General features: G+C 54.1%; 18 protein-coding genes. 9 read left to right on the top strand and 9 right to left on the bottom strand.

What is annotated here, in order from left to right:
* The first annotated feature begins 62 nt into the window (after nucleotides 1-62).
* Nucleotides 63-803, top strand: a complete 741-nt coding sequence (pflA, locus tag LJN55_RS07465) for a pyruvate formate lyase 1-activating protein (RefSeq protein WP_133841041.1) — start codon at nucleotides 63-65, stop codon at nucleotides 801-803.
* A gap of 64 nt (nucleotides 804-867) precedes the next feature.
* Here the strand turns inward: pflA and LJN55_RS07460 are convergent, their stop codons facing one another.
* From LJN55_RS07460 to lrp, 6 genes are all read right to left on the bottom strand, one after another.
* The gene (locus LJN55_RS07460; protein ID WP_227535956.1) at nucleotides 868-2022 is read right to left on the bottom strand and encodes an MFS transporter; all 1155 of its coding nucleotides are present in this window, start codon (nucleotides 2020-2022) and stop codon (nucleotides 868-870) included.
* 328 nt (nucleotides 2023-2350) lie between these two features.
* Nucleotides 2351-3643, bottom strand: coding sequence for a serine--tRNA ligase (serS, locus tag LJN55_RS07455; protein ID WP_133841043.1), 1293 nt, complete (start codon nucleotides 3641-3643; stop codon nucleotides 2351-2353).
* Between the two features lie 96 nt (nucleotides 3644-3739).
* Nucleotides 3740-5083, bottom strand: a complete 1344-nt coding sequence (locus tag LJN55_RS07450; protein WP_167864862.1) for a replication-associated recombination protein A — start codon at nucleotides 5081-5083, stop codon at nucleotides 3740-3742.
* 7 nt (nucleotides 5084-5090) lie between these two features.
* The gene (lolA, locus tag LJN55_RS07445; RefSeq protein ID WP_133841045.1) at nucleotides 5091-5702 is read right to left on the bottom strand and encodes an outer membrane lipoprotein chaperone LolA; all 612 of its coding nucleotides are present in this window, start codon (nucleotides 5700-5702) and stop codon (nucleotides 5091-5093) included.
* Nucleotides 5703-5899: 197 nt separating this feature from the next.
* Nucleotides 5900-9259: a DNA translocase FtsK 4TM domain-containing protein gene (locus LJN55_RS07440; protein WP_227535955.1), complete on the bottom strand. Its 3360-nt coding sequence runs from the start codon at nucleotides 9257-9259 to the stop codon at nucleotides 5900-5902.
* Between the two features lie 119 nt (nucleotides 9260-9378).
* Nucleotides 9379-9873 (bottom strand): leucine-responsive transcriptional regulator Lrp, encoded by a 495-nt coding sequence (gene lrp / locus LJN55_RS07435; protein ID WP_133841047.1) that lies wholly within the window; start codon nucleotides 9871-9873, stop codon nucleotides 9379-9381.
* Nucleotides 9874-10396: 523 nt separating this feature from the next.
* Here lrp and trxB point away from each other — a divergent pair.
* The 7 genes from trxB (at nucleotide 10397) to LJN55_RS07400 (ending at nucleotide 19804) form a co-directional block, all read left to right on the top strand.
* Nucleotides 10397-11362 carry a thioredoxin-disulfide reductase gene (gene trxB, locus LJN55_RS07430; RefSeq protein ID WP_227535954.1) on the top strand — a complete coding sequence of 322 codons (966 nt, stop codon included), beginning with the start codon at nucleotides 10397-10399 and terminating at the stop codon, nucleotides 11360-11362.
* A gap of 147 nt (nucleotides 11363-11509) precedes the next feature.
* Complete coding sequence (cydD, locus tag LJN55_RS07425; protein WP_227535953.1) at nucleotides 11510-13279, top strand: heme ABC transporter permease/ATP-binding protein CydD; 1770 nt, start codon at nucleotides 11510-11512, stop codon at nucleotides 13277-13279.
* Nucleotides 13276-15006, top strand: a complete 1731-nt coding sequence (cydC, locus tag LJN55_RS07420; RefSeq protein WP_227535952.1) for a heme ABC transporter ATP-binding protein/permease CydC — start codon at nucleotides 13276-13278, stop codon at nucleotides 15004-15006. Before cydD ends, cydC begins: the two co-directional genes overlap by 4 nt.
* A gap of 32 nt (nucleotides 15007-15038) precedes the next feature.
* Nucleotides 15039-15731, top strand: a complete 693-nt coding sequence (gene aat, locus LJN55_RS07415; protein WP_227535951.1) for a leucyl/phenylalanyl-tRNA--protein transferase — start codon at nucleotides 15039-15041, stop codon at nucleotides 15729-15731.
* A gap of 360 nt (nucleotides 15732-16091) precedes the next feature.
* The gene (gene infA / locus LJN55_RS07410; RefSeq protein ID WP_002211347.1) at nucleotides 16092-16310 is read left to right on the top strand and encodes a translation initiation factor IF-1; all 219 of its coding nucleotides are present in this window, start codon (nucleotides 16092-16094) and stop codon (nucleotides 16308-16310) included.
* A gap of 202 nt (nucleotides 16311-16512) precedes the next feature.
* Nucleotides 16513-18969, top strand: a complete 2457-nt coding sequence (locus LJN55_RS07405) for an autotransporter family protein (protein ID WP_227535950.1) — start codon at nucleotides 16513-16515, stop codon at nucleotides 18967-18969.
* A 7-nt stretch (nucleotides 18970-18976) separates the two neighbouring features.
* Nucleotides 18977-19804, top strand: coding sequence for an alpha/beta fold hydrolase (locus tag LJN55_RS07400; protein WP_227535949.1), 828 nt, complete (start codon nucleotides 18977-18979; stop codon nucleotides 19802-19804).
* Between the two features lie 58 nt (nucleotides 19805-19862).
* On the opposite strand, the gene clpA is transcribed toward LJN55_RS07400, so the two are convergent.
* A complete protein-coding gene (gene clpA / locus LJN55_RS07395; protein WP_167864867.1) occupies nucleotides 19863-22139 on the bottom strand; it encodes an ATP-dependent Clp protease ATP-binding subunit ClpA in 2277 nt (758 codons plus the stop codon).
* A gap of 31 nt (nucleotides 22140-22170) precedes the next feature.
* Nucleotides 22171-22491 carry an ATP-dependent Clp protease adapter ClpS gene (gene clpS, locus LJN55_RS07390; RefSeq protein WP_133841056.1) on the bottom strand — a complete coding sequence of 107 codons (321 nt, stop codon included), beginning with the start codon at nucleotides 22489-22491 and terminating at the stop codon, nucleotides 22171-22173.
* Nucleotides 22492-22812: 321 nt separating this feature from the next.
* Here clpS and cspD point away from each other — a divergent pair, with 321 nt between their 5' ends.
* Entirely contained in the window at nucleotides 22813-23040 is a 228-nt protein-coding gene (cspD, locus tag LJN55_RS07385) for a cold shock-like protein CspD (RefSeq protein WP_133841057.1), read from the top strand.
* Between the two features lie 146 nt (nucleotides 23041-23186).
* Here cspD and LJN55_RS07380 read toward each other — a convergent pair whose 3' ends face one another.
* On the bottom strand, nucleotides 23187-24845 hold the full coding sequence (locus tag LJN55_RS07380) for an ATP-dependent nuclease (protein WP_227535948.1): 1659 nt from the start codon (nucleotides 24843-24845) through the stop codon (nucleotides 23187-23189).
* Nucleotides 24846-24937 lie beyond the last annotated feature (92 nt).

Raw genomic sequence — 24937 nt, 5'->3', positions numbered from 1 at the left:
GACGCCTGCCAAAACAGACTTAACACAGCTAAAGACTGTGTCACCGTGGAGAATTCATCGCAATGTCAGTACTCGGTCGCATCCACTCTTTTGAATCCTGCGGGACCGTTGACGGCCCCGGCATCCGTTTTATCACCTTCTTCCAGGGCTGCCTGATGCGCTGCCTGTATTGCCATAACCGTGATACCTGGGATACGCACGGCGGCAAAGAAATCACCGTAGAAGAACTGATGAAAGACGTGGTGTCATATCGCCACTTCATGAATGCTTCTGGCGGTGGTGTTACCGCGTCAGGCGGGGAAGCTATCCTGCAAGCCGAATTCGTACGTGACTGGTTCCGTGCCTGTAAAGCTGAAGGGATTAATACCTGCCTGGATACTAACGGTTTTGTTCGCCGCTATGACCCGGTGATTGACGAACTGCTTGACGTTACCGATCTGGTGATGCTCGACCTTAAGCAGATCAATGATGATGTCCACCAGATTCTGGTCGGCGTATCCAACCACCGCACACTCGATTTTGCTCGTTATCTGTCCAAGCGTAACATTCGCACCTGGATCCGCTATGTTGTTGTGCCAGGCTATTCTGATGATGATGAATCGGCTCATCGTCTGGGTGAGTTCACACGCGATATGGGCAATGTTGAGAAAATCGAACTGCTGCCCTATCACGAACTGGGCAAACATAAGTGGGTCGCAATGGGGGAAGAGTACAAGCTGGACGGCGTTCATCCACCGAAAGCCGACACGATGGAACGGGTCAAAAGTATTCTCGAAAGCTACGGTCACTACGTGATGTATTAGCGGTTCGGACTCAATTTTAGTGATTAAAAAGGCTGGCCAGAAGTCAGCCTTTTTAATGTCTGTTTTATGCGTGTGCCACAGGATTGGCGTGGTGATCGGCCTTACGCAGCAACATCGCCAGATACACCATTGCGACCGCGGCAATCATTACAAACAGCAAGCGGTCTGAATAGCTTTGCATCAACATTGAGGTCATCGTCGGCCCCACCAGACTGCCAACGGTATAACTCAGCAGCAGCGCCTGATTCATCGCAACCAGTTCATGGTGGGCAACGGTTTCACACGCCCAGGACATCGCCACTGGATAAAGAGTAAAGCCTGCACAGCCGAGAATAAACAAGGCAGGTGCCATCGCAGCATTACTCAGCATCGCCAGAGCGCCGAGGATCACCACAAACACCTGCACCCGCAACACCAAAAGGCGCCCATAACGATCTGCAAGGCGGCCTACCGGCCACTGGCCAATAATACCGGCGCTCACCAGTAACGCCATCCAGTAACCTACCGTTGAGTCACTCATCCCCTGATGCGAAAGGTAAAGCGGCATCAGACCATATAACGACCCCAGAACAATGCCTGAAATAATACAGCCATTGATACCAAGACGGGCATTACGGCGGCGCAGCATCGGCCACAGCCGCCCTGCAGGTGTTTCTTCGTCACCTTCCTGGCTGGCAGTGACACGACAAAAGACCAATGGCAGAACCGCCGCCAGTATCACACTGCTGACCCAGGGGAGAACGTGCATCAATTCAGTCGAGACTTTGCTGACCAGTAATTGCCCGATAACCGTGCCAATATAATAAATGATCATATAGGCAGCCAGCAGTCGCCCACGGTTACGCAGCGTCCCGTTACACAGCAGCGCACTTTCCACCACAACCCAGATCAGCGCACAGCCAATACCGGCCACAAAGCGCCATAGTGTCCAGGACCAGAAGCCGGTACCCAGCGCCAGTGCCAGCGTTGCCAGAGCAAAGACCAGAGAGGCGAGATAGTAGCTACGGTTAAAGCCATAGCGTTTGATCACCCAACCCGCCATCAGCGTTCCCAGCAGGTTCCCGCAGTAATATGACGAGCTGACCATCCCCACCTGCCAGGTCGGCAGTGCATCATGCGTGAGCCAGAGCGGCACCAGCGTATTGAGCACAGCAATAGAGACTGTTAGCAGCAGCAAGCCGCACAGCAGCACCAAAACAGGACGTGACCAGGTGGACATAGTAGTTGGGGGACCGAAAACGAGGGAGATTTTGCGCGCATCATGCCACTGAGTAGACGATTGGAAAAGCACAATAAAAAGGCAATAGCACGATTTGTAGCTACGCGATTTAAAATTTTTATCTTCAATGGCTTAGAGCTGTTTAGCAGAGGACTGTCGACGGAATTATCTTATTGAATTCACATGTAATAAGTCAGAATAGCATCACTATTATCCATCATTATTTTTGCTCAATCTCTGACAATAAAAAACCCGCCAGTGGCGGGTTTTTCAAAACGCTGTTCAGGGCGACTTATCCTGCTGGTACAGCCTCGAACCTGTGCGTGGATCAGCCAATAAACTCCAGGCCTTTCATATACGGACGCAGAACATCCGGTACGGCGATACGGCCATCAGCCTGCTGGTAGTTTTCCAGCACCGCAACCAGAGTACGACCCACTGCCAGGCCAGAGCCATTCAGGGTGTGTACCAGGCGTGTTGCTTTCTCACCACGTGGACGGCAGCGTGCTTTCATACGACGCGCCTGGAAATCGCCCATATTGGAGCAGGACGAGATCTCACGGTAGGTATCCTGCGCTGGCAACCACACTTCCAGATCGTAAGTTTTGTGAGAACCAAAGCCCATGTCACCAGTACAGAGCAGTACTTTACGGTATGGCAGGTTCAGCAGTTGCAGCACTTTCTCTGCGTGACCCACCAGTTCTTCCAGCGCATCCATTGAGTCTTCAGGGCGTGTAATATGCACCATTTCAACTTTATCGAACTGATGCATGCGGATCAGACCACGAGTGTCACGACCATACGCGCCAGCTTCGGAACGGAAACATGGCGTATGTGCGGTCATTTTGATCGGCAGTGATTCTTCTTCCAGAATCTCATCGCGTACCAGGTTGGTCAGCGGGACTTCGGAGGTCGGGATCAGAGCATAGTTGCTGCTGGAGGCTTCTTCTTCCAACGGACGTGTATGGAACAGGTCTTCGCCAAATTTAGGCAACTGGCCCGTGCCGTACAGGCTGGCATGATTCACCAGGTAAGGTACGTAGGTTTCCAGGTAGCCATGCTGCTCGGTATGCAGATCGAGCATGAACTGGCTCAAAGCACGATGCATCAGTGCAATCTGGCCTTTCATCACGATAAAACGTGAACCGGTCAGTTTAACTGCGGCGGCAAAATCGAGGCCTGCGGCCATTTCGCCCAGCTCAACGTGGTCGCGCACCGCGAAGTCAAACTTGCGCGGCTCACCCCAGCGACTGATTTCCTGGTTTTCACTGTCATCTTTGCCCAGTGGAACTACATCCGCAGGGATATTGGGAATGGCCATTGAAAAGTCATTGATGCTGGTCAACAGTGCATCCAGCTCTGCTTTTGCAGCGTCCAGGCGTTCGCCCAGTACGTTCACTTCCTGACGCAATGGCTCGATGTCTTCCCCACGTGCTTTGGCCTGCCCGATGGATTTGGATCGCGAGTTACGCTCTGCCTGCAGATTTTCAGTTTCGACCTGCAGTACTTTACGACGCTCTTCATGTGCGCGCAGCGTATCAACGTCCAGCTTATAGCCACGGCGTGCCAGTTTTTCAGCGACTGCGTCTGGCTCAGTACGCAGTAGATTGGGATCGAGCATGCTTGTCCTGTGATGATTGATTGAGTTAAAAAAGAAGGGGCGCACCGACATATCGAATGCGTTGAATTCATTGCTAACCTTACCGCAACGTCACTGTCAGCGGTAGCGTTTTGTCGGGCTATTTTGATCCTGTTCAATCAACCAGGCGAGCTTTTCACCAATCTTCCCTTCCAGCCCACGCGTGGTCGGATGGTAATAGCGGGTTTGTGCCATTTGCGCCGGGAAATAGTCCTCACCTGCTGCATACGCGTTAGGTTCATCGTGGGCATAACGGTATTCCGCTCCCAGCCCCATTTCTTTCATCAGTTTGGTTGGCGCATTACGTAAATGTTCAGGAACATCATAATCCGGGCTTTCACGCGCATCACGCATGGCCGCTTTGAAAGCGTTATACACCGCGTTGCTTTTTGGCGCGCAGGCCAGGTAAACAATCGCCTGGGCGATCGCCCGCTCACCTTCTGCCGGGCCGACACGAGTAAAACAATCCCAGGCAGAGATCGCTACCTGCATGCCACGCGGATCCGCGTTGCCAACATCTTCGGAGGCGATAGCCAGCAAACGTCGCGCGACATACAGCGGATCACCGCCTGCGGTAATGATCCGTGCATACCAGTAAAGTGCCGCATCCGGGGCCGACCCCCGCACTGATTTGTGCAGCGCCGATATGAGATCGTAGAAACGGTCACCTTTATTATCAAAGCGTGCGCTACGTTCGCCAGACACTTCATTGAGCAACTGCGGCGTCAGTTCACGCTTGCCTTTGCTATTCACCTCAGCCATATCGGCCATCATTTCCAGCGTATTCAGCGCGCGGCGCGCATCGCCGTTGACCAGCTCAGCAATCATATTGCGGGTATTTTCAGGCAGGATGATGTTGTCATTACCATAGCCACGCTCACCGTCTTGCATCGCCTGGTTCAGCACGGCAGCAATGTCTTCCGTGGTCAGAGATTTCAACAGATACACGCGGGCACGCGATAACAGCGCTGAATTCAGTTCGAATGAGGGATTTTCCGTTGTGGCACCGATAAAGGTAATGGTGCCATCTTCAATATGTGGCAGAAAAGCATCTTGCTGGCTTTTATTAAAACGGTGAACTTCATCAACAAACAGGATGGTACGCCGACCTGCATTGCGGTTTTGCCGCGCACGCTCAATCGCCTCACGGATCTCTTTCACCCCGGAGGTGACAGCGGAAATGCGCTCAACGTCAGCCTGTCCATAGTGACCGATAATTTCGGCCAGCGTGGTTTTCCCCGTCCCCGGCGGTCCCCATAGAATCATCGAGTGAAGATGACCCGCCTCAATAGCGCGCGGCAGCGGTTTACCCGCTGCCAGCAGATGCTGTTGGCCAATATACTCGGCCAGCGTACGTGGCCGCATACGCGCGGCCAGAGGCTGAAACTCATTACGGGAAAAGTCGAGGGACAGGTTACTCACGCAAACCTCACTGACGCTGGTCGTCCACAGTTACACCCTTAGGTGGTGTGAACTTGAACTTATCGGCACTGATGCTGCCATTTTGCTGGCTTTTCAACGTATAACTGCTGCGCTGCCCATCCTGCTCTACCGCGCTGAACTGATTGATGGTGCCATTGGTCGCCACGTTGATGGTGAACTGCTTCAGGTTGCCATCAGCATTTTTTGGCGTCAGAGAGAAGTCATCCCCTTTTTGCGCAACGTTGTATTGCTTCCAGTCACTCGCCTGGTTACGTGCAATCAGCATAAAGGGGGTATTGCTGGTGGCATCTTTCACCCAGCTGGCGCTAACCTGCTCAACAAACGGATTGTAGAACCATAACGTTTTACCATCGGAAATCAGGGTGCTTTCATCCGGCGCTGTCATATGCCAGTTGAACAGGTTCGGACGCTGAACCCACATCTCACCTTCGCCATCCTGCACCGATGCACCGGTGCTGTCGGTTACTTTTTGACTAAACGTGGCATGGAAACTTTTCACCTTATCCAGGCGTTGCTGCAAATCGCCAGATGCATCAGCCCAGGCGGTAACCGAGGAAAAAGCAGCCAACACACAGCAGGAAATCATTAATTTTTTCATTACGGCATCCTTATTGAAACTCTTGTATCCCGTTCGGGTTAAGCATGACGTGGATAACTTTAGCCAGGCGCTGATAACAACAACAGGAGAAAAAACTGAATCTCCCAGTCCGTATCCTACAAATATTGGGACTGCTGTCAGGAATTCAACGGGCCAGGCAGTGCCTGACCCGTTGATGGTGAGCGAAACAAGAAGACTTAACGCTCATGCGGAGGTGGTGCCAGCACCTCGCGGTTCCCGTTATGCCCCGGTGACGAAACAATTCCCTGCGCTTCCATCTGTTCAATGATACGCGCAGCACGGTTATAACCGATACGGAATTGCCGCTGAACGCCGGAAATCGAGGCGCGACGCTTGTCGACAACGAACTCAACGGCCTGGTCGAACAACTGGTCCAGCTCTTCGTCACCGTCAACGCCACCCGCACCCGATTCAGTATCGTCGCCGCCGCTAAGGATACCTTCTTTATACTGAGGACGTTCGCGTGCCTTCCAGTCTTTCACGACGGCATGCACTTCCTGGTCGCGAACAAAGGCACCATGGACTCGGACCGGAATAGAAGAGTTAGGTGCCAGATACAGCATGTCACCCATGCCCAGCAAAGATTCTGCACCCGACTGATCGAGAATGGTACGTGAGTCAATTTTACTGGATACCGTAAAGGCAATACGTGTCGGAATATTGGCCTTAATCAGACCGGTGATCACATCCACAGAAGGTCGCTGTGTGGCCAGCACCAGATGAATCCCCGCCGCACGTGCTTTCTGTGCCAGACGTGCGATCAGCTCTTCCACTTTTTTGCCGACGGTCATGATCAGGTCTGCAAACTCATCCACCATCACCACGATATAAGGCTCTTTTTCCAGTACCGGTGGTGTCATATCCATGCTGTCGGTTGGCTTCCAGAACGGGTCAGGGATGGGACGCCCCATCGCCTCAGCCATATCCACCTTCTCGTTATAGCCCGCGATGTTACGCACACCCAGTGCCGACATCAGCTTGTAACGACGCTCCATCTCAACCACACACCAGCGCAACGCATTGGCCGCATCTTTCATGTCGGTGACCACATCGGTTAACAGATGTGGAATGCCTTCATACACCGACAATTCGAGCATTTTCGGGTCGATCATAATAAAGCGCACTTCTTTTGGCGTGGCTTTATACAAGATACTGAGGATCATGGCATTAACGCCTACCGACTTACCGGAACCGGTCGTACCGGCAACCAGCAAGTGAGGCATTTTGCCCAAATCGGCTACCACTGGATCGCCGGAAATATCTTTGCCCAGCACAATCGACAACGGGGAGGGATTATCACGGAATGCCGGGCAATCCAGCACTTCTCGCAGATAAACCGTCTGGCGATTCAGATTAGGCAACTCCAGCCCCACATATGGACGGCCAGGGATGACTTCCACCACACGCACGGCAACAGCTGACAATGAGCGAGCCAGATCCCGCGACAGGTTAGAGATACGCGCAGCTTTTACGCCCGGCGCCAAATCCAGCTCAAAGCGGGTGATAACCGGACCCGGTGAGTACCCAACCACCTCAGCCTTCACGCGATAGTCAGCCAGCCGCGCCTCAATCAAACGAGCGGTCTGCTCAAGCGCAAACTGGTCTACCGGTTCCGTTTCGGCTGGCGGCGACGCTAACAAATCGAGCGTTGGCAGCGGCGTGGTTGGTTTGTACGTTGGCTGCTCATGACGCATCAGGAACGGATGGATCAAACTGTCCATATCCGGTTCTTGCGGCTTCACTGGCTGGGCCGTCACAGGAGGTGCAGCAGCGGGTTGCCAGGCAGGAGAAGTCTGCGCAATGGGAGCCTGCGGTTGCGCCTCTTCGGGCTGTTGCCACTGTGACTGAACGGGGGCAACGGACTCTGTTTCAGGTGCTGCCGACAGCGTAAACAATGGCTCAGTCGGGCCGTCATTGACCAGATCGTCCATCGGTGAGAAATCGAAAGCACCGGAGGTATCAAGCGTAAAGGTTGGGCTTTGGCCTGACGTTTCGGCGGCATAACGCTGCTGCTGCTGTTCAGCAAACTGACGCGCCAGCGCCGCCTGTTGCAGTGCTTCTTCATCTTCAGCAGCAAACTCTTCGCCGTAACGCTGCTGTTCCCGTGCCAGGAACGCTTCACGTAGCTGTGCCTGTTCCGCATCATCCTGCTCGTCAGGCGTGACAGCCTGCCAGGCATCTCCTTCAGCAACCTCTGGCTGCAGGGACTCCTGCTCTTTGGCTTTTTCTTCCGCCATGCGCTGCGAAGGCAACTTAATGCCGTAAGAAGCCAATTCGCGGCGTGTCGGCAATTTTACTGGATTTGGGCGCGGCAGTTCAGGGCCGATACCCTGCTTAACCTGGGGATTAAGATCATCGCCACTGGTTGCCGTAAAGCCCGGCATAAACGGCATATTACTGCTGGCTGACTGTGCAACAGCACCAAGCGCAGCTCCGGTTGCAGCAGCAGCTACTGAGGCTGGATGAGAGGCATGTGGTGTGGAGAAATCAAACGGCGAAGCCGCTGAGGTATCCTGCCAGTTGCCCATCTGCGGACCGTCTTCTTCATCAACCGGTAGCGAAGGCGCTGGCGTCCTGGCTTCTGCTGGCACTTCAAAACGATAGAGCGATGGTTGTGGCGGTGCCACTGGTGTGGAAACCTGCACCTCAGCCTGGGCTGCGTATTCCTGAGCAGGAGCAATGACCGGCGCAACGGGGGCAATCGCAGATTGCTGCGCAGGAACCGAAACAACATCGCTGGATGTCGGTTTGGCCAGCAGCGGATCGTCCTGCTCGCCCTCCTCATCATCTGCGTGAACAGGCTGTGGTTTCGTCAGCAGTACGTCGTAGTGATCGTCAGCATGCATCGGTGCACTGCGTACCGCTACCGGCGCATCCACTTCATCTTCATCGTCTTCTTCATGCCATTTCTCATCAGCACGTGAGCGATTACTGGCGAAAGTCAGTACTCCCATCACCACGCCACCAATCTTCTCGGCAATCGTCAGCCATGACCAGCCGGTATAGAGCGTCAGCCCCGCTGCCCAGATGCACAGCAGGGTTAGCGTGCCGCCCGGCCCGCTAAAATAGGGAGCCATCGCATTGCTTAACAAGCTGCCAATCACACCACCCGACGCAAAATACCAAATATCGTCAGCATTCAATGCGGCCAGACCACAGGAAGTAACCACCAGCGCCAGCACGCCAATCATGCGCAAACCAACGGCAAAATAGTCAATGTAATCCTGGAAGTGGCGTCGGCTGAACGTGATCCAGCACAGGCCTAAAATCACGGGAGGAAGCGCATAAGCCATCACGCCAAAGATAAAGAATAGCGTATCTGCAAGCCACGCCCCAACGCCACCACCGATGTTGTGGATAGGTTCGTGCCAGGCGGTTTGTGACCAACTGGGATCGGAAGGATTGAAGCTCACCAGCGCCACCATCAGATAAATGGCGAAAAGAGCAACAACAATTAATAGCGCTTCCAGCAGGCGACGCCCGCTGCTCAACGGTTCTAACGAAACGTCTTTATCTTCTGTGTATTCCTGGCTCAAGAGTACTCTCCAGGTGCCTGTAAACTATGGAGGTAACAGCGCCGGGCATGCCCGGCGCTGAACCTGTATGAATTCACAGGAGTGTACCGAAAACTAACAGGTTTTGCACCTGCCCTGTGTTACCGGGTTTTAATCACTAACCGGTTACTTTGTTTCACTTCTTCCATGACCACATAAGTACGGGTATCGTTCACACCCGGCAGACGTAGCAAGGTTTCGCCCAGCAATTTACGGTACGCAGACATATCTGGAACACGGGTTTTTAGCAGATAGTCAAAATCACCGGAAACGAGGTGACACTCTTGAGTTTCCTCAAGTTTTTGTACTGCGGCGTTAAACTGCTCAAACACATCAGGCGCACCACGATTCAGAGTAATCTCAACGAATACCAGAAGTGATGCATCCAGATAGTGCGGATTTAACTGAGCAGTGTAGCCGAGAATGAAGTTCTGTCGCTCCAGACGGCGAACGCGCTCAAGGCACGGCGTGGGTGATAGGCCTACGCGCTTGGAAAGCTCGACGTTAGAAATACGCCCATCTTTCTGCAGTTCATTCAGGATGTTGCGGTCAATTCTGTCGAGATCTTTACCCGGCCGTTTTTTATTGTCTACCATTATTATTGTCTCTCTTAAATTTCTTCCCTTTACCTGCCATACCCTGAACGACTCAATGTAACAGGGTTGATCTAAGTGAAGACATCGAGCCTGTCGCGGTATTAAACGCTCTATCTGCATGACGCATGTTGTCTGTCCACACCATGCGTCATTCCAAATAACAGGCTGAGTATATCGGGCGATAAACGCAAAATCCGGGATGAAACCCTGACTTAGGTGACCAAATACACTCTGCTTCCCATAATGTTTTCGCAAAAGCGCAGCCGATTGTCAAAGCAAAACAAACAAAATCAGTACAACATGCCAAAGCGAATGCTGTCTCTCTGTTTTTCAATGACAATTTTGTCGCCAAAATGACAAAAAATGGCTGAAATGCTATTTTTCCACCCTCACCCTGTCATACGGACAACGATTGGCCAGACCTTTTTCATTAATTGTTAACAAAATCGCAGAATGCTTTTTTTGCCTCGCTAAATTCCCTACAATCCGGGTATAGGTTTGCCAGTCAATTAATGAGGGTCTCATGGGTACGGCTAAACACAGTAAATTACTGATTCTGGGCTCAGGCCCGGCAGGTTATACCGCTGCCGTGTATGCAGCCCGCGCTAACCTGAACCCGGTGCTGATCACCGGTCTGGAAAAAGGGGGTCAGCTGACCACCACCACCGACGTGGAAAACTGGCCAGGCGATCCGAACGAGCTGACCGGGCCACTGCTGATGGAACGCATGCACGAGCACGCGGTGAAATTTAACACCGAGATCATTTTCGATCATATCCACAGCGTGGATCTGCAAAACCGCCCGTTCCGGCTGACCGGCGATGAAGGTGTGTACACTGCTGATGCACTGATTATTGCTACCGGTGCATCCGCTCGTTACCTGGGTCTGCCTTCAGAGGAAGCGTTCAAAGGTCGCGGTGTTTCAGCCTGCGCCACCTGTGACGGTTTCTTCTACCGTAACCAAAAAGTCGCGGTGATTGGCGGTGGTAACACCGCAGTGGAAGAAGCGCTTTATCTGGCGAATATCGCCGCCGAAGTGCATCTGATCCACCGTCGCGATAGCTTCCGTGCGGAAAAAATCCTGATTGACCGTCTGAATGAAAAGGTCAAAAACGGCAATATCGTGCTGCATACTGACCACACGCTGGATGAAGTGCTGGGCGATCAGATGGGCGTCAGCTCATTGTGTCTGCGCTCCACCAAAGACGATCAGACTAAAACACTGGAAGTCGCAGGCTTGTTCGTTGCTATCGGTCACAGCCCGAACACCGCTATCTTTAATGGTCAGTTAGCACTGGAAAATGGTTACATCAAAGTCCAGTCCGGACTTCAGGGTAATGCCACGCAGACCAGCATTCCGGGCGTATTCGCCGCAGGTGATGTGATGGACCATATTTACCGCCAGGCGATTACCTCTGCCGGAACGGGCTGTATGGCCGCCCTGGACGCAGAGCGTTATCTTGACGGTTTAGTTAAAAATAATCAGTAAGTTGTTAAAACTCTGAGCTAATCTTGCCTAAGGCGACGAGCAATTGTCGCCTTTTTATCCTCCGCATTGTAACATTGCCGCGCTTGACACCTATCTTCCTGGGGCCTTTGCCTCACTACTGTTTACGTCAGGGCAATACGGCAACAGATGAATAAAACACGACAACAACAACTCACCCGCTGGCTGAAAAGTCAGAGTGTGCATGGCCATCGCTGGCTGCGCCTCTCATACCTGCTAGGCACATTGAGCGCCCTGCTGATCTTAGCCCAGGCCTGGTTTCTTGCCTCGCTGCTTCAGGCCCTGCTGATTGACCATCAGCCGCGTGATAGCCAGCTGCTGCATTTTATTCTGCTACTGGCCTGCTTTGCGGGTCGTGCCTTTCTGGCATGGCTGCGCGAAAAGATCGGTTTCAAAACCGGCCAGGCTATCCGCCAGACCCTGCGCCGTCAGGTATTGAACCGTCTGTCTGATCTCGGACCCGCCTGGATTCAGGGTAAACCCGCCGGGAGCTGGGCCACATTGCTGCTGGAACAGATTGAGGAGATGCAGGATTACTATGCGCGCTATTTGCCGCAGATGATGCTGGCGGGGATCATCCCATTGCTGGTACTGATCCTGCTGTTCCCGGTGAACTGGGCAGCCTCGCTGATCCTGCTGGCGACTGCACCATTGATCCCCTTATTTATGGCAATGGTGGGAATGGGTGCTGCCGATGCAAACCGCCGTAACTTTCAGGCGCTGGCACGTCTGGGCGGTCAGTTCCTTGACCGTCTGCGCGGGCTGGAAACGTTACGTCTGTTTCACCGCGCACAGGCTGAAACCGCCACCATCGCAGAAGCGTCTGAGCAGTTCCGTCTGCGCACCATGGAAGTGCTGCGCATGGCGTTTCTGTCCTCGGCGGTGCTGGAGTTCTTCGCGTCAATCTCCATTGCCCTGATCGCGGTCTATTTCGGTTTCTCTTATCTTGGCGTCTTCAATTTTGGTCACTACAGCCCCCCGGTTACCCTGTTTGCCGGGTTCCTCGTGCTGATACTCGCCCCTGAATTTTACCAGCCACTGCGTGACCTTGGGACTTACTACCATGCCAAGGCACAGGCGATTGGCGCCGCCGATGCGCTGCAAACCTTCCTTGAAGAGAGTGAGTCTGCCTCAGTTGAACGTGGATCGCTGACTCCGGACCTGAGTAATGGATTGAGTCTGGTGGCCCAGGACCTGGTCATCACCACGGCAGAAGGCACACAGCTTGCGGGTCCACTGAGTTTTACTTTACAACCGGGACAACGCGTGGCGCTGGTCGGGCAAAGCGGTGCGGGCAAAACTTCGCTGATGAATGTGCTGCTCGGCTACCTGCCCTATCGCGGTTCGCTGCTGATTAATGGCACAGAGCTGCGAGATATCGCTCTGCCGCACTGGCAGTTGCAGCTGGCCTGGGTGGGCCAAAACCCGCACCTTCCCGCCGGTACACTGCGGCAGAACATTTTGCTGAGCGGTAATAGCGATGAAGCCCGTCTGCACCAGGTGCTGGCACTGGCTGGTGTGAATGAATTCCTCTCACAGTTACCCGCGGGTCTTGACAGTGAAACCGGTGATCAGGCTGCGGGGCTTTCTGTTGGCCAGGCGCAGCGTGTTGCCGTTGCACGTGCGTTGATGAAGCCCTGCCAGCTGCTGCTGCTGGATGAACCTGATGCCAGCCTCGATGCGCACAGTGAACAGCATGTTAACCACGCGCTGTTACAGGCTTCTCATGCCCAGAGTACGCTGTTGATCACCCACCAGCTCGATCGCCTGGATCAGTGGGATGAAATCTGGCTGATGCGCAAAGGCGAAATTGTTCAGACAGGAAGCTGGGAGGCTCTGGCCCATCAACCAGGCCCATTTGCAGACCTGATGGCCCAGCGAGGAGGATCGCTCGAATGAAAACCCTGCTGCCGTTTTTAAGACTCTATCGTCGCCATATCCTGCGGTTACTGGCGGGCATTGTGCTGGCTGTGCTGACGCTACTGGCCAGTATCGGCCTGCTGACGCTGTCGGGCTGGTTCCTCGCCGCGACGTCTCTGGCGGGCGTCGCCGGGATCTACAGCTTTAACTATATGCTTCCTGCCGCCGGGGTTCGCGGCACGGCAATCAGCCGTACGGTGGCACGCTACCTGGAGCGCCTGGTCAGCCACGACACTACCTTCCGTGTGCTTCAGCATCTGCGGGTATTCACCTTCAGCAAGCTGCTGCCGCTCTCTCCTGCCGGTATCGCCCGTTTCCGTGAAGGCGATTTGCTCAACCGTCTGGTGGCGGATGTGGATACGCTGGATCATCTCTATCTGCGTGTCATTTCACCGTTGGTGGGGGCGCTGGCCGTCATTGTGGTGGTGACGATCGGCCTGAGCTGGCTGGATACCAGTCTGGCACTGACCCTTGGCGCACTGATGCTGCTGACGCTGATTGTTATCCCTCCTGTGTTTTACCGTGCCGGGCTGCCGGTAGGCGCTGATTTAACTCGCCTGCGTGGCGAATATCGCAGCGGCCTGACCCGCTGGCTTCAGGGGCAAGCCGAATTAAGTCTGTATGGGGCTGCCAGCCAGTTCCGCAGCACAATGAATGCCACCGAGCAGGCCTGGCTGGCAGCGCAACAGCGTCAGGCGAGCCTGACCGGGATGTCTCAGGGACTGGTGATGTTGATGGGTGGCATCGCCGTCACGCTGCTGTTGTGGTTAAGTGCTGCTGGCATCGGCGGCGATCCTTATCCCGGTGCTTACATTGCGCTGTTTGTCTTCTGTGCACTGGCCGCCTTTGAAGCGCTGGCCCCGGTCGGCACCGCATTCCAGCATCTCGGCCACGTTATCGCCTCAGCAAAACGCGTTTCACAGATTATCGAACAGCGCCCGGCCGTTAACTTCACAGCAGAAAGTGGAACATCGCAGGGTGCTGGTGCGGCGCTGAGCCTGAGTGATGTCAGCTTCCGTTACGGCGAAGGCCCGTACGCCATTGCCGGGCTGACGTTTGAGATTGGCGCTGGCGAACATATCGCCCTGCTCGGTCGGACTGGCTGCGGCAAGTCCACGCTGTTGCAACTACTTACCCGCGCCTGGGACCCGCAACAAGGGACTATCCTGTTGAATGGACAGCCGCTGACTGACTGGAGTGAAGCCGATTTACGTGCCCGCACCAGCGTGGTCACCCAGCGTGTGCATCTGTTCAGCGCCAGCCTGCGTGACAATCTGCTGCTGGCCGCACCGGCATGCCACGATGAGCAGCTGTGTGATGCCCTTCATCAGGTCGGGCTGGAGACACTGCTGGATAATGATCAGGGACTCAATGCCTGGCTGGGTGAAGGCGGTCGTCAGCTTTCCGGTGGGGAGCTTCGCCGACTGGGTCTGGCGCGCGCGTTGCTGCACGGCGGCGATTTAATGTTACTGGATGAACCGACGGAAGGCCTGGATGCAGAAACCGAACAGCAGATCCTGGCTTTGCTGCGCCAGGTCGCCCGCGGGAAAACCCTGATTATGGTGACGCACCGTCTGCGGGGTCTGGCACATTTCGATCGAATTTGTGTTATGGATAGCGGCCAGATTATTGAACAAGGCAATCACCAGGAATTAGTCTCAAAACAGGGCCGATACTGGACATTTCTGCAGCGCTTTGCGCTATAGTCATTACCTCTCGTGCTGATGAGTATTGCCCGATGCGCCTGATCCAGCTCTCACGTGAATCGCTTAATTTCCCGCCGCCAGAAATGGCGTTGCGGGAACCCAATGGCCTGCTGGCAATGGGGGGAGACCTCAGTCCGCAGCGTTTGCTTAACGCTTATCATCGGGGCATTTTTCCGTGGTTTTCCCCTGGCGATCCCATCCTCTGGTGGTCACCCGATCCGCGGGCAGTGCTGCTGCCTGAACATTTCCATCTCAGCCGCAGTATGAAACGCTTTCATCAAAAATCCCCTTATCAGGTCACACTGAATCAACAATTTCAGCAGGTGATAGAAGGCTGCGCCAGCGATCGTAATGAAGGAACCTGGATCACCCATGAGGTGAAACGCGCCTGGCAAAAGTTGCATGAGCTGGGCCACGCACAGTCGATAGAAGTATGGCGTGGTGAAGACCTGGTCGGCGGTATGTACGGGCTGGAACTGGGGCAAATTTTTTGCGGTGAATCGATGTTCAGCCGCAGCGAGAATGCCTCAAAAACGGCATTGCTGGTCTTCAGTGAGTACTTTCAGCAACAGGGTGGCAAGTTAATCGACTGCCAGGTGCTTAATCCTCATACCCTCTCTCTGGGCGCGCAGGAAATTCCCCGCGCGACCTACCTGCAATATGTCCATTCTCTGGCGCATCAGCCTCTTTCTGCTGATTGCTGGCAGCCACACCGGCTTTTTTAATGCAATCCTTCTATGTTTTGCACGCAACAGGGCAAGAACAGTGATATAATATGCGCGTTTGGTATGTCGTCCGCCTTTCACCGGTACAAGATGGTGATGCGGAATACCAGGCTGGGAATCTCAACGCACCTTTTCAGAACTGTTTTAATCGTGCGACCAAAGCATATTTTAAACAGATTCTTAGCCCGCTGTTCCCCCACGCTGACGTCACTGACTCCAGATTAATTCGTAATCCGTCTGCGCCAGGTGCGCGTCAGAGGGATTGATGTGGATGAATTCATCCGCAATTCTTTACTTAATACGTGAAATTCGGCATTATCTCGCCGGTTCAAAACTAAGGTAGTCCACCTAGAGGATTCGATGGCCAAAGAAGACAATATTGAAATGCAGGGTACCGTACTCGATACGTTACCTAACACCATGTTCCGCGTTGAATTGGAAAACGGTCACGTGGTTACCGCTCATATCTCCGGTAAAATGCGCAAAAACTACATCCGCATCCTGACGGGCGACAAAGTCACTGTAGAGCTGACCCCGTACGACCTGAGCAAAGGCCGCATTGTCTTCCGTAGTCGCTAAGTGACCCATTCTGAGGTGCTGCCGCGTTAATCGCCAGCAGTACCGCTACGCCAAACCGGACTGCTTTCAGTCCGGTTTTTTTATGCCTGAAATATAGTGATTTGCACATCTAAAGTGCCTCTCAATGCTGCCGATAAATCAGATAATTCCTATAAAACGGACGGAGAAAACCGTCTTGTTAACTCTGATGGTGGCAAACACAATGAATAAATCGCTGTATTCTTTCCCACTCAAGCCGCTGGTTGTTGCGCTGGCGGCGGCTCAATGTTTTAACCTTGCTCACGCCGACCCGGCACAAACCGAAGAGATAATTAGTCACTCAGCTGTCATTAATCAGCTCACCGTCTCTACCGATATTCTGACGATTGAGCCTGCGGCAACCTTGAGTTCAACTACCACATCCATGTCGTATCTTGCTACCGTAGCCAATATGAAAGATACCGATTTAGTGGATAATCAGGGCAGTATCTACAACGACTCCAAGCTTGCTTTCTATAACGGTGGCGGGGGAACGCTTTCCTCTCTGAAAAACTCAGGGGTAATGAACTCAACAGATTTCATTGCGCTGGAAAACGACAACACGATTGGTTCTCTGGTAAACAGCGGGCTAATCACCTCTGGCAACAACACATCAAGCACGTCGGATCCGATGTCAGGGATCGCTAACTTCGGTACGATCACTACGCTGACTAACACCGATACCGGTGAAATCATCGGGGGAACAAAAGCTATTTTTAACGTTGGCGTGATAACGACTCTGAATAACGATGGTTATATTGGCGTGTATGGTAACGGGCTGAACTCATCTGATAGCATTGCCATTCTCAACAAAGGTACGATTGGCGCGATCAACAACAGCGGAACCATCGCCGGTGACATTGTCAACAATACCAGTAATGCTCTGGTGATCAACGGGGGCGTAAATCGTCGCGGTTCGCTGATCGGTAGTAATCAGATGATTTATTCATTCTCATTACCAACATCCTCACCGATTGGTGCGATAAACAGCACAGGGGCAGATGTGCGTTTCCAGACGGGACAGCTGCTGCTGAACGACAACGTGTATCTGGGTGGCACTCATATCCTGACCAACAACGCTGATGTTCTGGTTAATGAGAGTCTGAAGGTCGACGGCAACTACCATCAGACCGCTAACGCGATCCTGCGTATTGGGGTTTCCGATGCCTCCCAGGCGCTGGGAAGCGCGCTGGATAGTGGCTATGGACGCCTGAACGTCAGAGGAAATGCGGTGATTGATGCAGGGTCTTCAATCAAATTACTCAATACAGGCAGCTATGGTTTTGCCGATGGTCAGCGCTATGTGGTGATCAAAGCCAGTACTGCCGATTATAATGCCAGCAAGCTGCACTACAGTGCTGACACATTTAATGGCACAGTGACAGGTACAGCGATTAGCGACGAAGTCAGTAATACCGACAACCTGGTCGTCTATCTGTCCGGCGGTAATAACAGCGGTGGCGGTAATAACAACGGTGGTGGCAATACCCCAAGCACGGGCAGACCGCTTCCGACAACTGGCAATGCCATCTCGTCACTGAATGGTCTGTCGAGCTACAGCGGCATCTCCTCCCCTGCGCTGCTGAATCTCTTCAACGCCTCAAAAACCATCACCACGGAAGCAGAAGCCAACCGCATCGGCGAGCAGCTTTCGCCAGGCCAGAACAGCATGGCATCCGCCGCCACCTCGGCCGCATCCATGGATGCCCTGGGCGTGGTTGGCACGCATCTGGACGGCCTGCGCATCACCCCGGGCGCCAGCGCACGTGGTGTCGCCACCGGTGACGACAGCCTCGACTGGGCAGCATGGGGCAAACCTTTCTACGGCAGCGCGCGTCAGGGCATGGTCGATAACGTCAGCGGTTACCGCGCCCATTACGGCGGCCTGGTGCTGGGTGCTGACCGTCAGATTCTGGATAGCTGGCGTGCCGGTGCGGCGTTAAGCTACAGCCGCACCTCCGTTAAAGGCCAGGACAACGTCAAAGGCAGCAGCAGCGACGTTGACGCATGGGGCGGCATTCTTTATGCCACCTACAGCGGCGAGCCGTGGTTTGTTAACCTCAGCACCAGCCTGACCCGTCAGTCTTACGACAGCCAGCGTCAGGTGGCCTTCGACGGCTTCAACGACAACGCCAGCGCGCACTTTACCGGGCAGCAGGTGGCACTGAAGTCGGAGGTCGGTTACCCGCTGGCATTAGGGGCTAACACCACCCTGACCCCGCTGGCCAGCCTGAGCTACAGCTACCTTCATCAGGGCAGCTATCAGGAAAATAGCGACAACGGCAGTGCGCTGGATGTCGACAGCGCCCACAGCCAGTCGGTCGAAAGCAGCCTCGGCGGTAAACTGGCGCACAGCTGGTCAACGCCTGCCGGCGACCTGTCTCCGTTTGTCCAGGTAATGTGGAGCCATCAGTACGATCGCAGCCCGATGACCACTAATTCCGGTTTCAGCGCGGACAGTCTGGGGGAAACCCGCTTTACCTCGCAGGGTGCCCGCCAGGCTGCAGACAGTGCAGATACCAGCGTCGGTGTTTCACTGGCTCATGCCGATGACCTGACCCTGGAAGCGCGTTACGACCTGCAAACTGCACCGCAGTTCATGGGTCAGACCGTCAGTCTGCAAGTGCGTAAGCTGTTCTAAGTCACGGGTGAAATTAACATCCCTCTGCGTTGGGTTACTTTGGTGCAGCCTGCTGACCGGCTGCGCCACCGATAACCGTGCTGCCACCGCCGACGCCATTGCGCGTGCGGCGGGTTTACAGCAGGGTGAAATCAACGCCGTGCCATTTGTACTCCGCTGGTGGGGTCGCATCAGCGATCCCGACCAGCCTGTGCATCTCTATATTGAAGGTGATGGTTTTGCCTGGGTCACCCCCAGCCAGCCCTCACGCGATCCCACGCCGTTTAACCCTACTGCGCTCAAACTTACCGCTGCCGACCCTGCCGTAAATGTGGCGTATCTGGCACGTCCCTGTCAGTACATCCCCATGACGCGCAATCCCGCCTGTGACCAAAGCTGGTGGACCGACCATCGCTTCGGCCCGGAGGTGATTAACGCAATGAATGATGCCATCACGCAGATTGCCCGCCAGGCACCCGGTCAGCCTCTGGTGCTGGTCGGCTACTCGGGTGGTGGCGCGGTGGCTGCGTTAGTCGCGGCGCGGCGCCATGATGTGCAGTCGCTGCGCACGGTGGCGGGAAATCTCGATATGGATGAGGTGAACCGTCTGCACCACGCCAGCCCGATGCCGCAGTCACTGAATGCTAAAGACGTTGCCCCCACGCTGGCAGGGCTACCGCAGATCCACTTCTCTGGCAGTGAGGATCGGGTGGTGCCGCACAGCGTGGCACAAGGCTATGCGGATGCCAGCCACTCTTCCTGCGTACAAATCGTTGAGGTTCCTGGGCTGACACACGGGGGTCATTGGGAAACGCACTGGGCCGCCCTACTGGCGCAACAGCCCGCCTGTAAATAGACAAAAAAAAGCCTGATGAATCATCATCAGGCTTTTTTATTCGCGCAGGTCCGGCAAATTAATGCACGGTCCCCTCCGCTTTACGCTTCTGTGCACTCAGGAAGTGATAGGTCAGTTGGTTTTTATCTTTATCCAGCGCTACCGACACCGATCCTCCATCAACCAGTGAACCAAACAGCAGCTCATTAGCTAACGGTTTTTTCAGGCTTTCCTGAACGGTACGGGCCATTGGGCGTGCGCCCATTGCCTTGTCGTAGCCTTTCTCTGCCAGCCAGTCACGGGCGTCATCACTGACTTCCAGCGAGACACCTTTCGCATCCAACTGGGCCTGGAGTTCGACGATAAACTTGTCGACAACCTGATGGATCACAACCTGGTCGAGATGTTTGAACCAGATAATATTATCCAGACGGTTACGGAACTCTGGTGTGAAGATCTTTTTGATCTCTTCCATCGCATCGGTACTGTTGTCCTGCTGGATCAGGCCGATAGATTTACGTTCCGTTTCACGTACCCCGGCGTTCGTGGTCATCACGACCACCACATTACGGAAGTCCGCTTTACGGCCGTTATTATCCGTCAGCATGCCGTTATCCATCACCTGCAACAGCAGGTTGAAGACATCCGGGTGTGCTTTCTCAATCTCATCCAGCAACACCACCGCATGTGGATGTTTGATCACCGCATCGGTTAACAGGCCGCCCTGATCGAAACCAACATAGCCCGGAGGCGCACCAATCAGACGACTGACGGTGTGCCGTTCCATATACTCAGACATGTCAAAACGCAGCAGCTCAATACCCAACGCTTTCGCCAGCTGAACCGTTACCTCGGTTTTCCCGACACCGGTCGGGCCGGCAAACAGGAAGGAACCAACAGGTTTACGATCCTGGCCCAAACCTGCACGGCTCATTTTGATCGCTTCGGTCAGCACTTCAATGGCATTATCCTGGCCAAATACCAGCATCTTCAGGCGATCGCCGAGCGTTTTCAGTGAGTCACGGTCGGAAGCCGACACGCTCTTCTCAGGAATACGGGCAATACGCGCCACCACCGTTTCGATATCCGACACGTTGACGGTTTTTTTGCGTTTGCTGACCGGCATCAGACGCGCACGGGCACCGGCTTCATCAATTACATCAATCGCCTTATCGGGCAGATGACGGTCGTTGATGTATTTCACCGCCAGCTCCACCGCCGCACGCACCGCTTTTGCAGTATAGCGAACGTCATGGTGCGCTTCGTACTTCGGCTTCAGACCATTGATGATCTGCACCGTTTCCTCAACCGTTGGCTCAGTAATATCGATTTTCTGGAAGCGACGTGCCAGCGCACGATCTTTTTCGAAAATATTACTGAATTCCTGGTAAGTGGTAGAACCCATCACGCGAATTTTCCCACCCGACAGCAGCGGTTTAATCAGATTCGCGGCATCCACCTGACCGCCTGATGCCGCGCCAGCACCAATAATCGTATGAATTTCATCGATAAACAGAATGCTGCTGGTGTCCTGCTCAAGCTGTTTCAGTAACGCTTTAAAGCGTTTCTCAAAGTCACCACGGTATTTGGTGCCCGCCAGCAGAGAACCAATATCCAGTGAATAGATGGTGCAATCTTTCATCACTTCCGGCACATCACCCTGCACAATACGCCAGGCAAGACCTTCCGCAATTGCCGTTTTACCGACCCCAGATTCGCCCACCAGCAGTGGGTTATTTTTACGACGGCGGCAGAGAACCTGAACGGCGCGCTCCAGCTCTTTATCACGGCCGATCAGCGGGTCAATTCCGCCAACACGAGCAAGCTGGTTAAGGTTGGTGGTGAAGTTTTCCATACGTTCCTCCCCGCCTGCTTGCTCTTCATTAACCGGATTCTCAGCACCCGATGCCGGGCCTGGTTCATCTTTGCGTGTGCCGTGTGAGATGTAGTTCACCACATCAAGACGACTGACTTCATGTTTGCGCAGCAGATAAGCAGCCTGCGACTCCTGCTCGCTAAAGATCGCGACCAGTACGTTAGCGCCCGCAACTTCGCTGCGGCCGGATGACTGCACGTGGAAAACAGCACGTTGCAGTACGCGTTGGAAACTTAGCGTCGGCTGTGTGTCGCGCTCTTCTTCGCTCACCGGCAAGACCGGGGTGGTTTGTTCAATGAAAGCTTCGAGCTCCTGCCGTAACGCGACAATATCCACCGTACAGGCTTCCAGTGCCTCTCTGGCCGACGGGTTACTGAGCAATGCCAGTAACAAATGCTCGACGGTCATAAACTCATGTCGGTGCTCGCGCGCTCTGGCGAAAGCCATGTTTAAACTGAGTTCCAGTTCTTGATTGAGCATAGGCACCTCCCCCACAAATAGATCGCCTTATTCAGGCTTTTTCCAGCGTACAAAGCAACGGATGCTCATTTTCCCTGGCATACTTGTTCACATTAGCGACTTTAGTCTCTGCGACTTCAGCAGTAAACACACCGCATATCGCCTTTCCCTGGTAGTGAACCGCGAGCATCAGTTGCGTTGCACGTTCAACATCATAAGAAAAGAACTTTTGCAGAACGTCAATAACAAATTCCATAGGCGTATAATCGTCATTATTCAGAATAACTTTATACATCGAGGGTGGCTTGAGCTCCTCACGGACTTTATCGTCTGCAAGCTTTTCAAAATTAAGCCAATCGTTAGTCTTTCCCATACCTACCCAGTGTGATCAACATTGCTTACTTACGCCAGACTAACATCATTCATGTTAGGAATAACATGAGCACAATGTTGTACAGCGCGGTTGAAATTGTGTACAGAAATCATCAATCGCGACCTTCATCACAAAATTCGCAATAGCGTTAACTGCTTCAAATTTTGATGATTTCATCCCCATCATAACCGCCCGATTGCTTGACCCTTGATGCTAATTCTCTACAGTACAAACACAGGCTGAATGAAGATTAACCAGCCGTCAGGTTTTTAAACCTGGACACCTCACTCAATTTGAATGTCTTGCGAGGGATGTAGAAGCATGGAGACGGGTACTGTTAAGTGGTTTAATAACGCCAAAGGCTTCGGTTTCATCTGTCCGGTGGGCGGCGGCGAGGATATTTTCGCTCACTACTCAACGATTAAGATGGACGGTTACAGAACGCTGAAAGCCGGGCAACAAGTCCAGTTTGATTTGCATCAGGGCCCAAAAGGCAATCATGCCAGCCTCATCGTCCCTGTTGAAGAGGCCATCGCTATCAGCGCATGACCCCTTACTCATTTTGTACAACCCTGCGACAAAATGCCAGCCAGTGATGCTGGCATTTTTATTGGGCGCTCTGCTCACTCTCCTAATATGGGTGGACAGATGCGCTTTTCAACCCAGGCAGAATGCCATGAACGGAAATAACGGCATTAATCCGCTTTCCCTCGCGCCAGCCACTGCACGCTGGCAAACATATTACGCAGCAACGGGGGAACCGAGTCCGTTCCGCGCTCAGCAGCATCCATCGCCACTGAAATGGCCAGCTCCGGCTTGGAAGCGTGCTGGAGGGCCTTGCCAATAATTCGCCGCATATTCATCGGTACATTGGGAGGCAGCCTGGCGATACGATGATAGACCGCAGCAAAACCCGCTTTGTACAGGAAATGCTCCATATCCAGTGCGGGTAATTGCGTCAGGTGCTGGTGTTCGTCTGCCCGCGCCTCACCCAGCATACTGCGAGCCGTAGCAGCATATTTCTTTCCGGCATCATCGCCATCGGTGAGAACATGCCATTCAATGCCCATACGCTGAGCGAATTTCAGCAACGGCTTTAACCCGGACTGGGCGAACTCAATCACCTTCACGCCTTCTGCCGCAAAATGATAACCGCACTGGCGCGCCAGCTCGTTCATCACCCACACCTCTGTTTCACCTTCCACCAGCAACCAGCAGCGGGAAAACAGCGAAGACGGGCGGTTAAAACGAATGTGAAAAGCGATGCGTCGGCTGTCCTCAGCGCTCATGCCTGCGGGGCCAATACGCCACGCGGCTACGCGCTGTGGCTCGCGTACCAGGCGACACACCTGCTCCACCGGCACTTGCGACAGCAGTTCACCCGAGTTGGTGGTGACGATTTTTTGCAGGGGCAGCAGTGAGAGTAACTCCCAGGCCACGGCCAGCATGGTCGGGTGCAGACGGGTTTCCGGGTCTTCCACCAGCAATAACGGCCGGGCCTGTGCATCCAACTGTCGCGCAGCGCGCGCCTGAACCAGCAGGGCAAACATCCGCAACAAGATCAGTCGACGGCTGCGGTCGCCCCCGGCAATCAGTTGATTCATCTCCCGCAGATGACGCCAGCCGCTAACGGATTCACGCTGCTGGTGAGGGATGCGGCTGGCTGGAGGTGATGCCTGGGGCGACTGAAAAGAAAAATAGTGTTCCACCAGTTGTTGCAGGGTATTCAGCCCTTCGCGCAGTGCGGTATCCGTCAGATTTTGCGGGCAGATCGCCCCGTCACGCATCAGATCTTCCATCATACTTGTCAGTTCAGTCAGCGGCGCAGCCGGTGCTGCTTCGTGTGGCTGGCGTCGGCTGAAACGTGCATCGCGCAGGCGCAGCACGGGATGCAGGCGGATCAGTGCTGTTATCGCCTCCGTCGCCTGGTCGCCGCTAATGATGCTTTGTCCCCGGGCATCTCGAAACTGTCGCCGGGTCACCACCTGTTCTTCGTCCAGCAGCCGCCCCTCGATACAGAGTTCAAGACGGCGCAATCCGCCTTCACCGCGCCACCACAGGGAGGAAAGCGGCTGATACTGCACCGCTTCCGCCTCACCCACCTCGCGTTCGCAAAACGTCAGTACGATCTGCACATCGCGTTCCCGACGATGCTGTTCACCCGGCAGGTAATGAAAATCATGGCGCCTGAACTGGTACAGATCCTGCTGAGGAGCCAGCAACAGCGTCAGCGCATCCAGCAGGCTGGATTTCCCCCAGGCATTTTCGCCAATCAGAACGTTGTTTCCTTCCAGCGGCAACGACAAGCGGTTGATGCCACGAAAGCCGACGATGGCCATTTTTTCCAGAATCATCTTTGCCCCTTTTTGTTTTTGTATTGAGAATGGTCGGCCTGCGTCGGTGGGTCAAGCCACGGAGAAAAAACGCTATTTGCCTTTGCAGAATT

This window comes from Erwinia rhapontici (assembly GCF_020683125.1).
Taxonomy (GTDB): Bacteria; Pseudomonadota; Gammaproteobacteria; order Enterobacterales; family Enterobacteriaceae; genus Erwinia; species Erwinia rhapontici.
The sequence above is the reverse complement of the archived record's forward strand: the minus strand, read 5'-3'. Positions and strand labels throughout refer to the sequence as shown.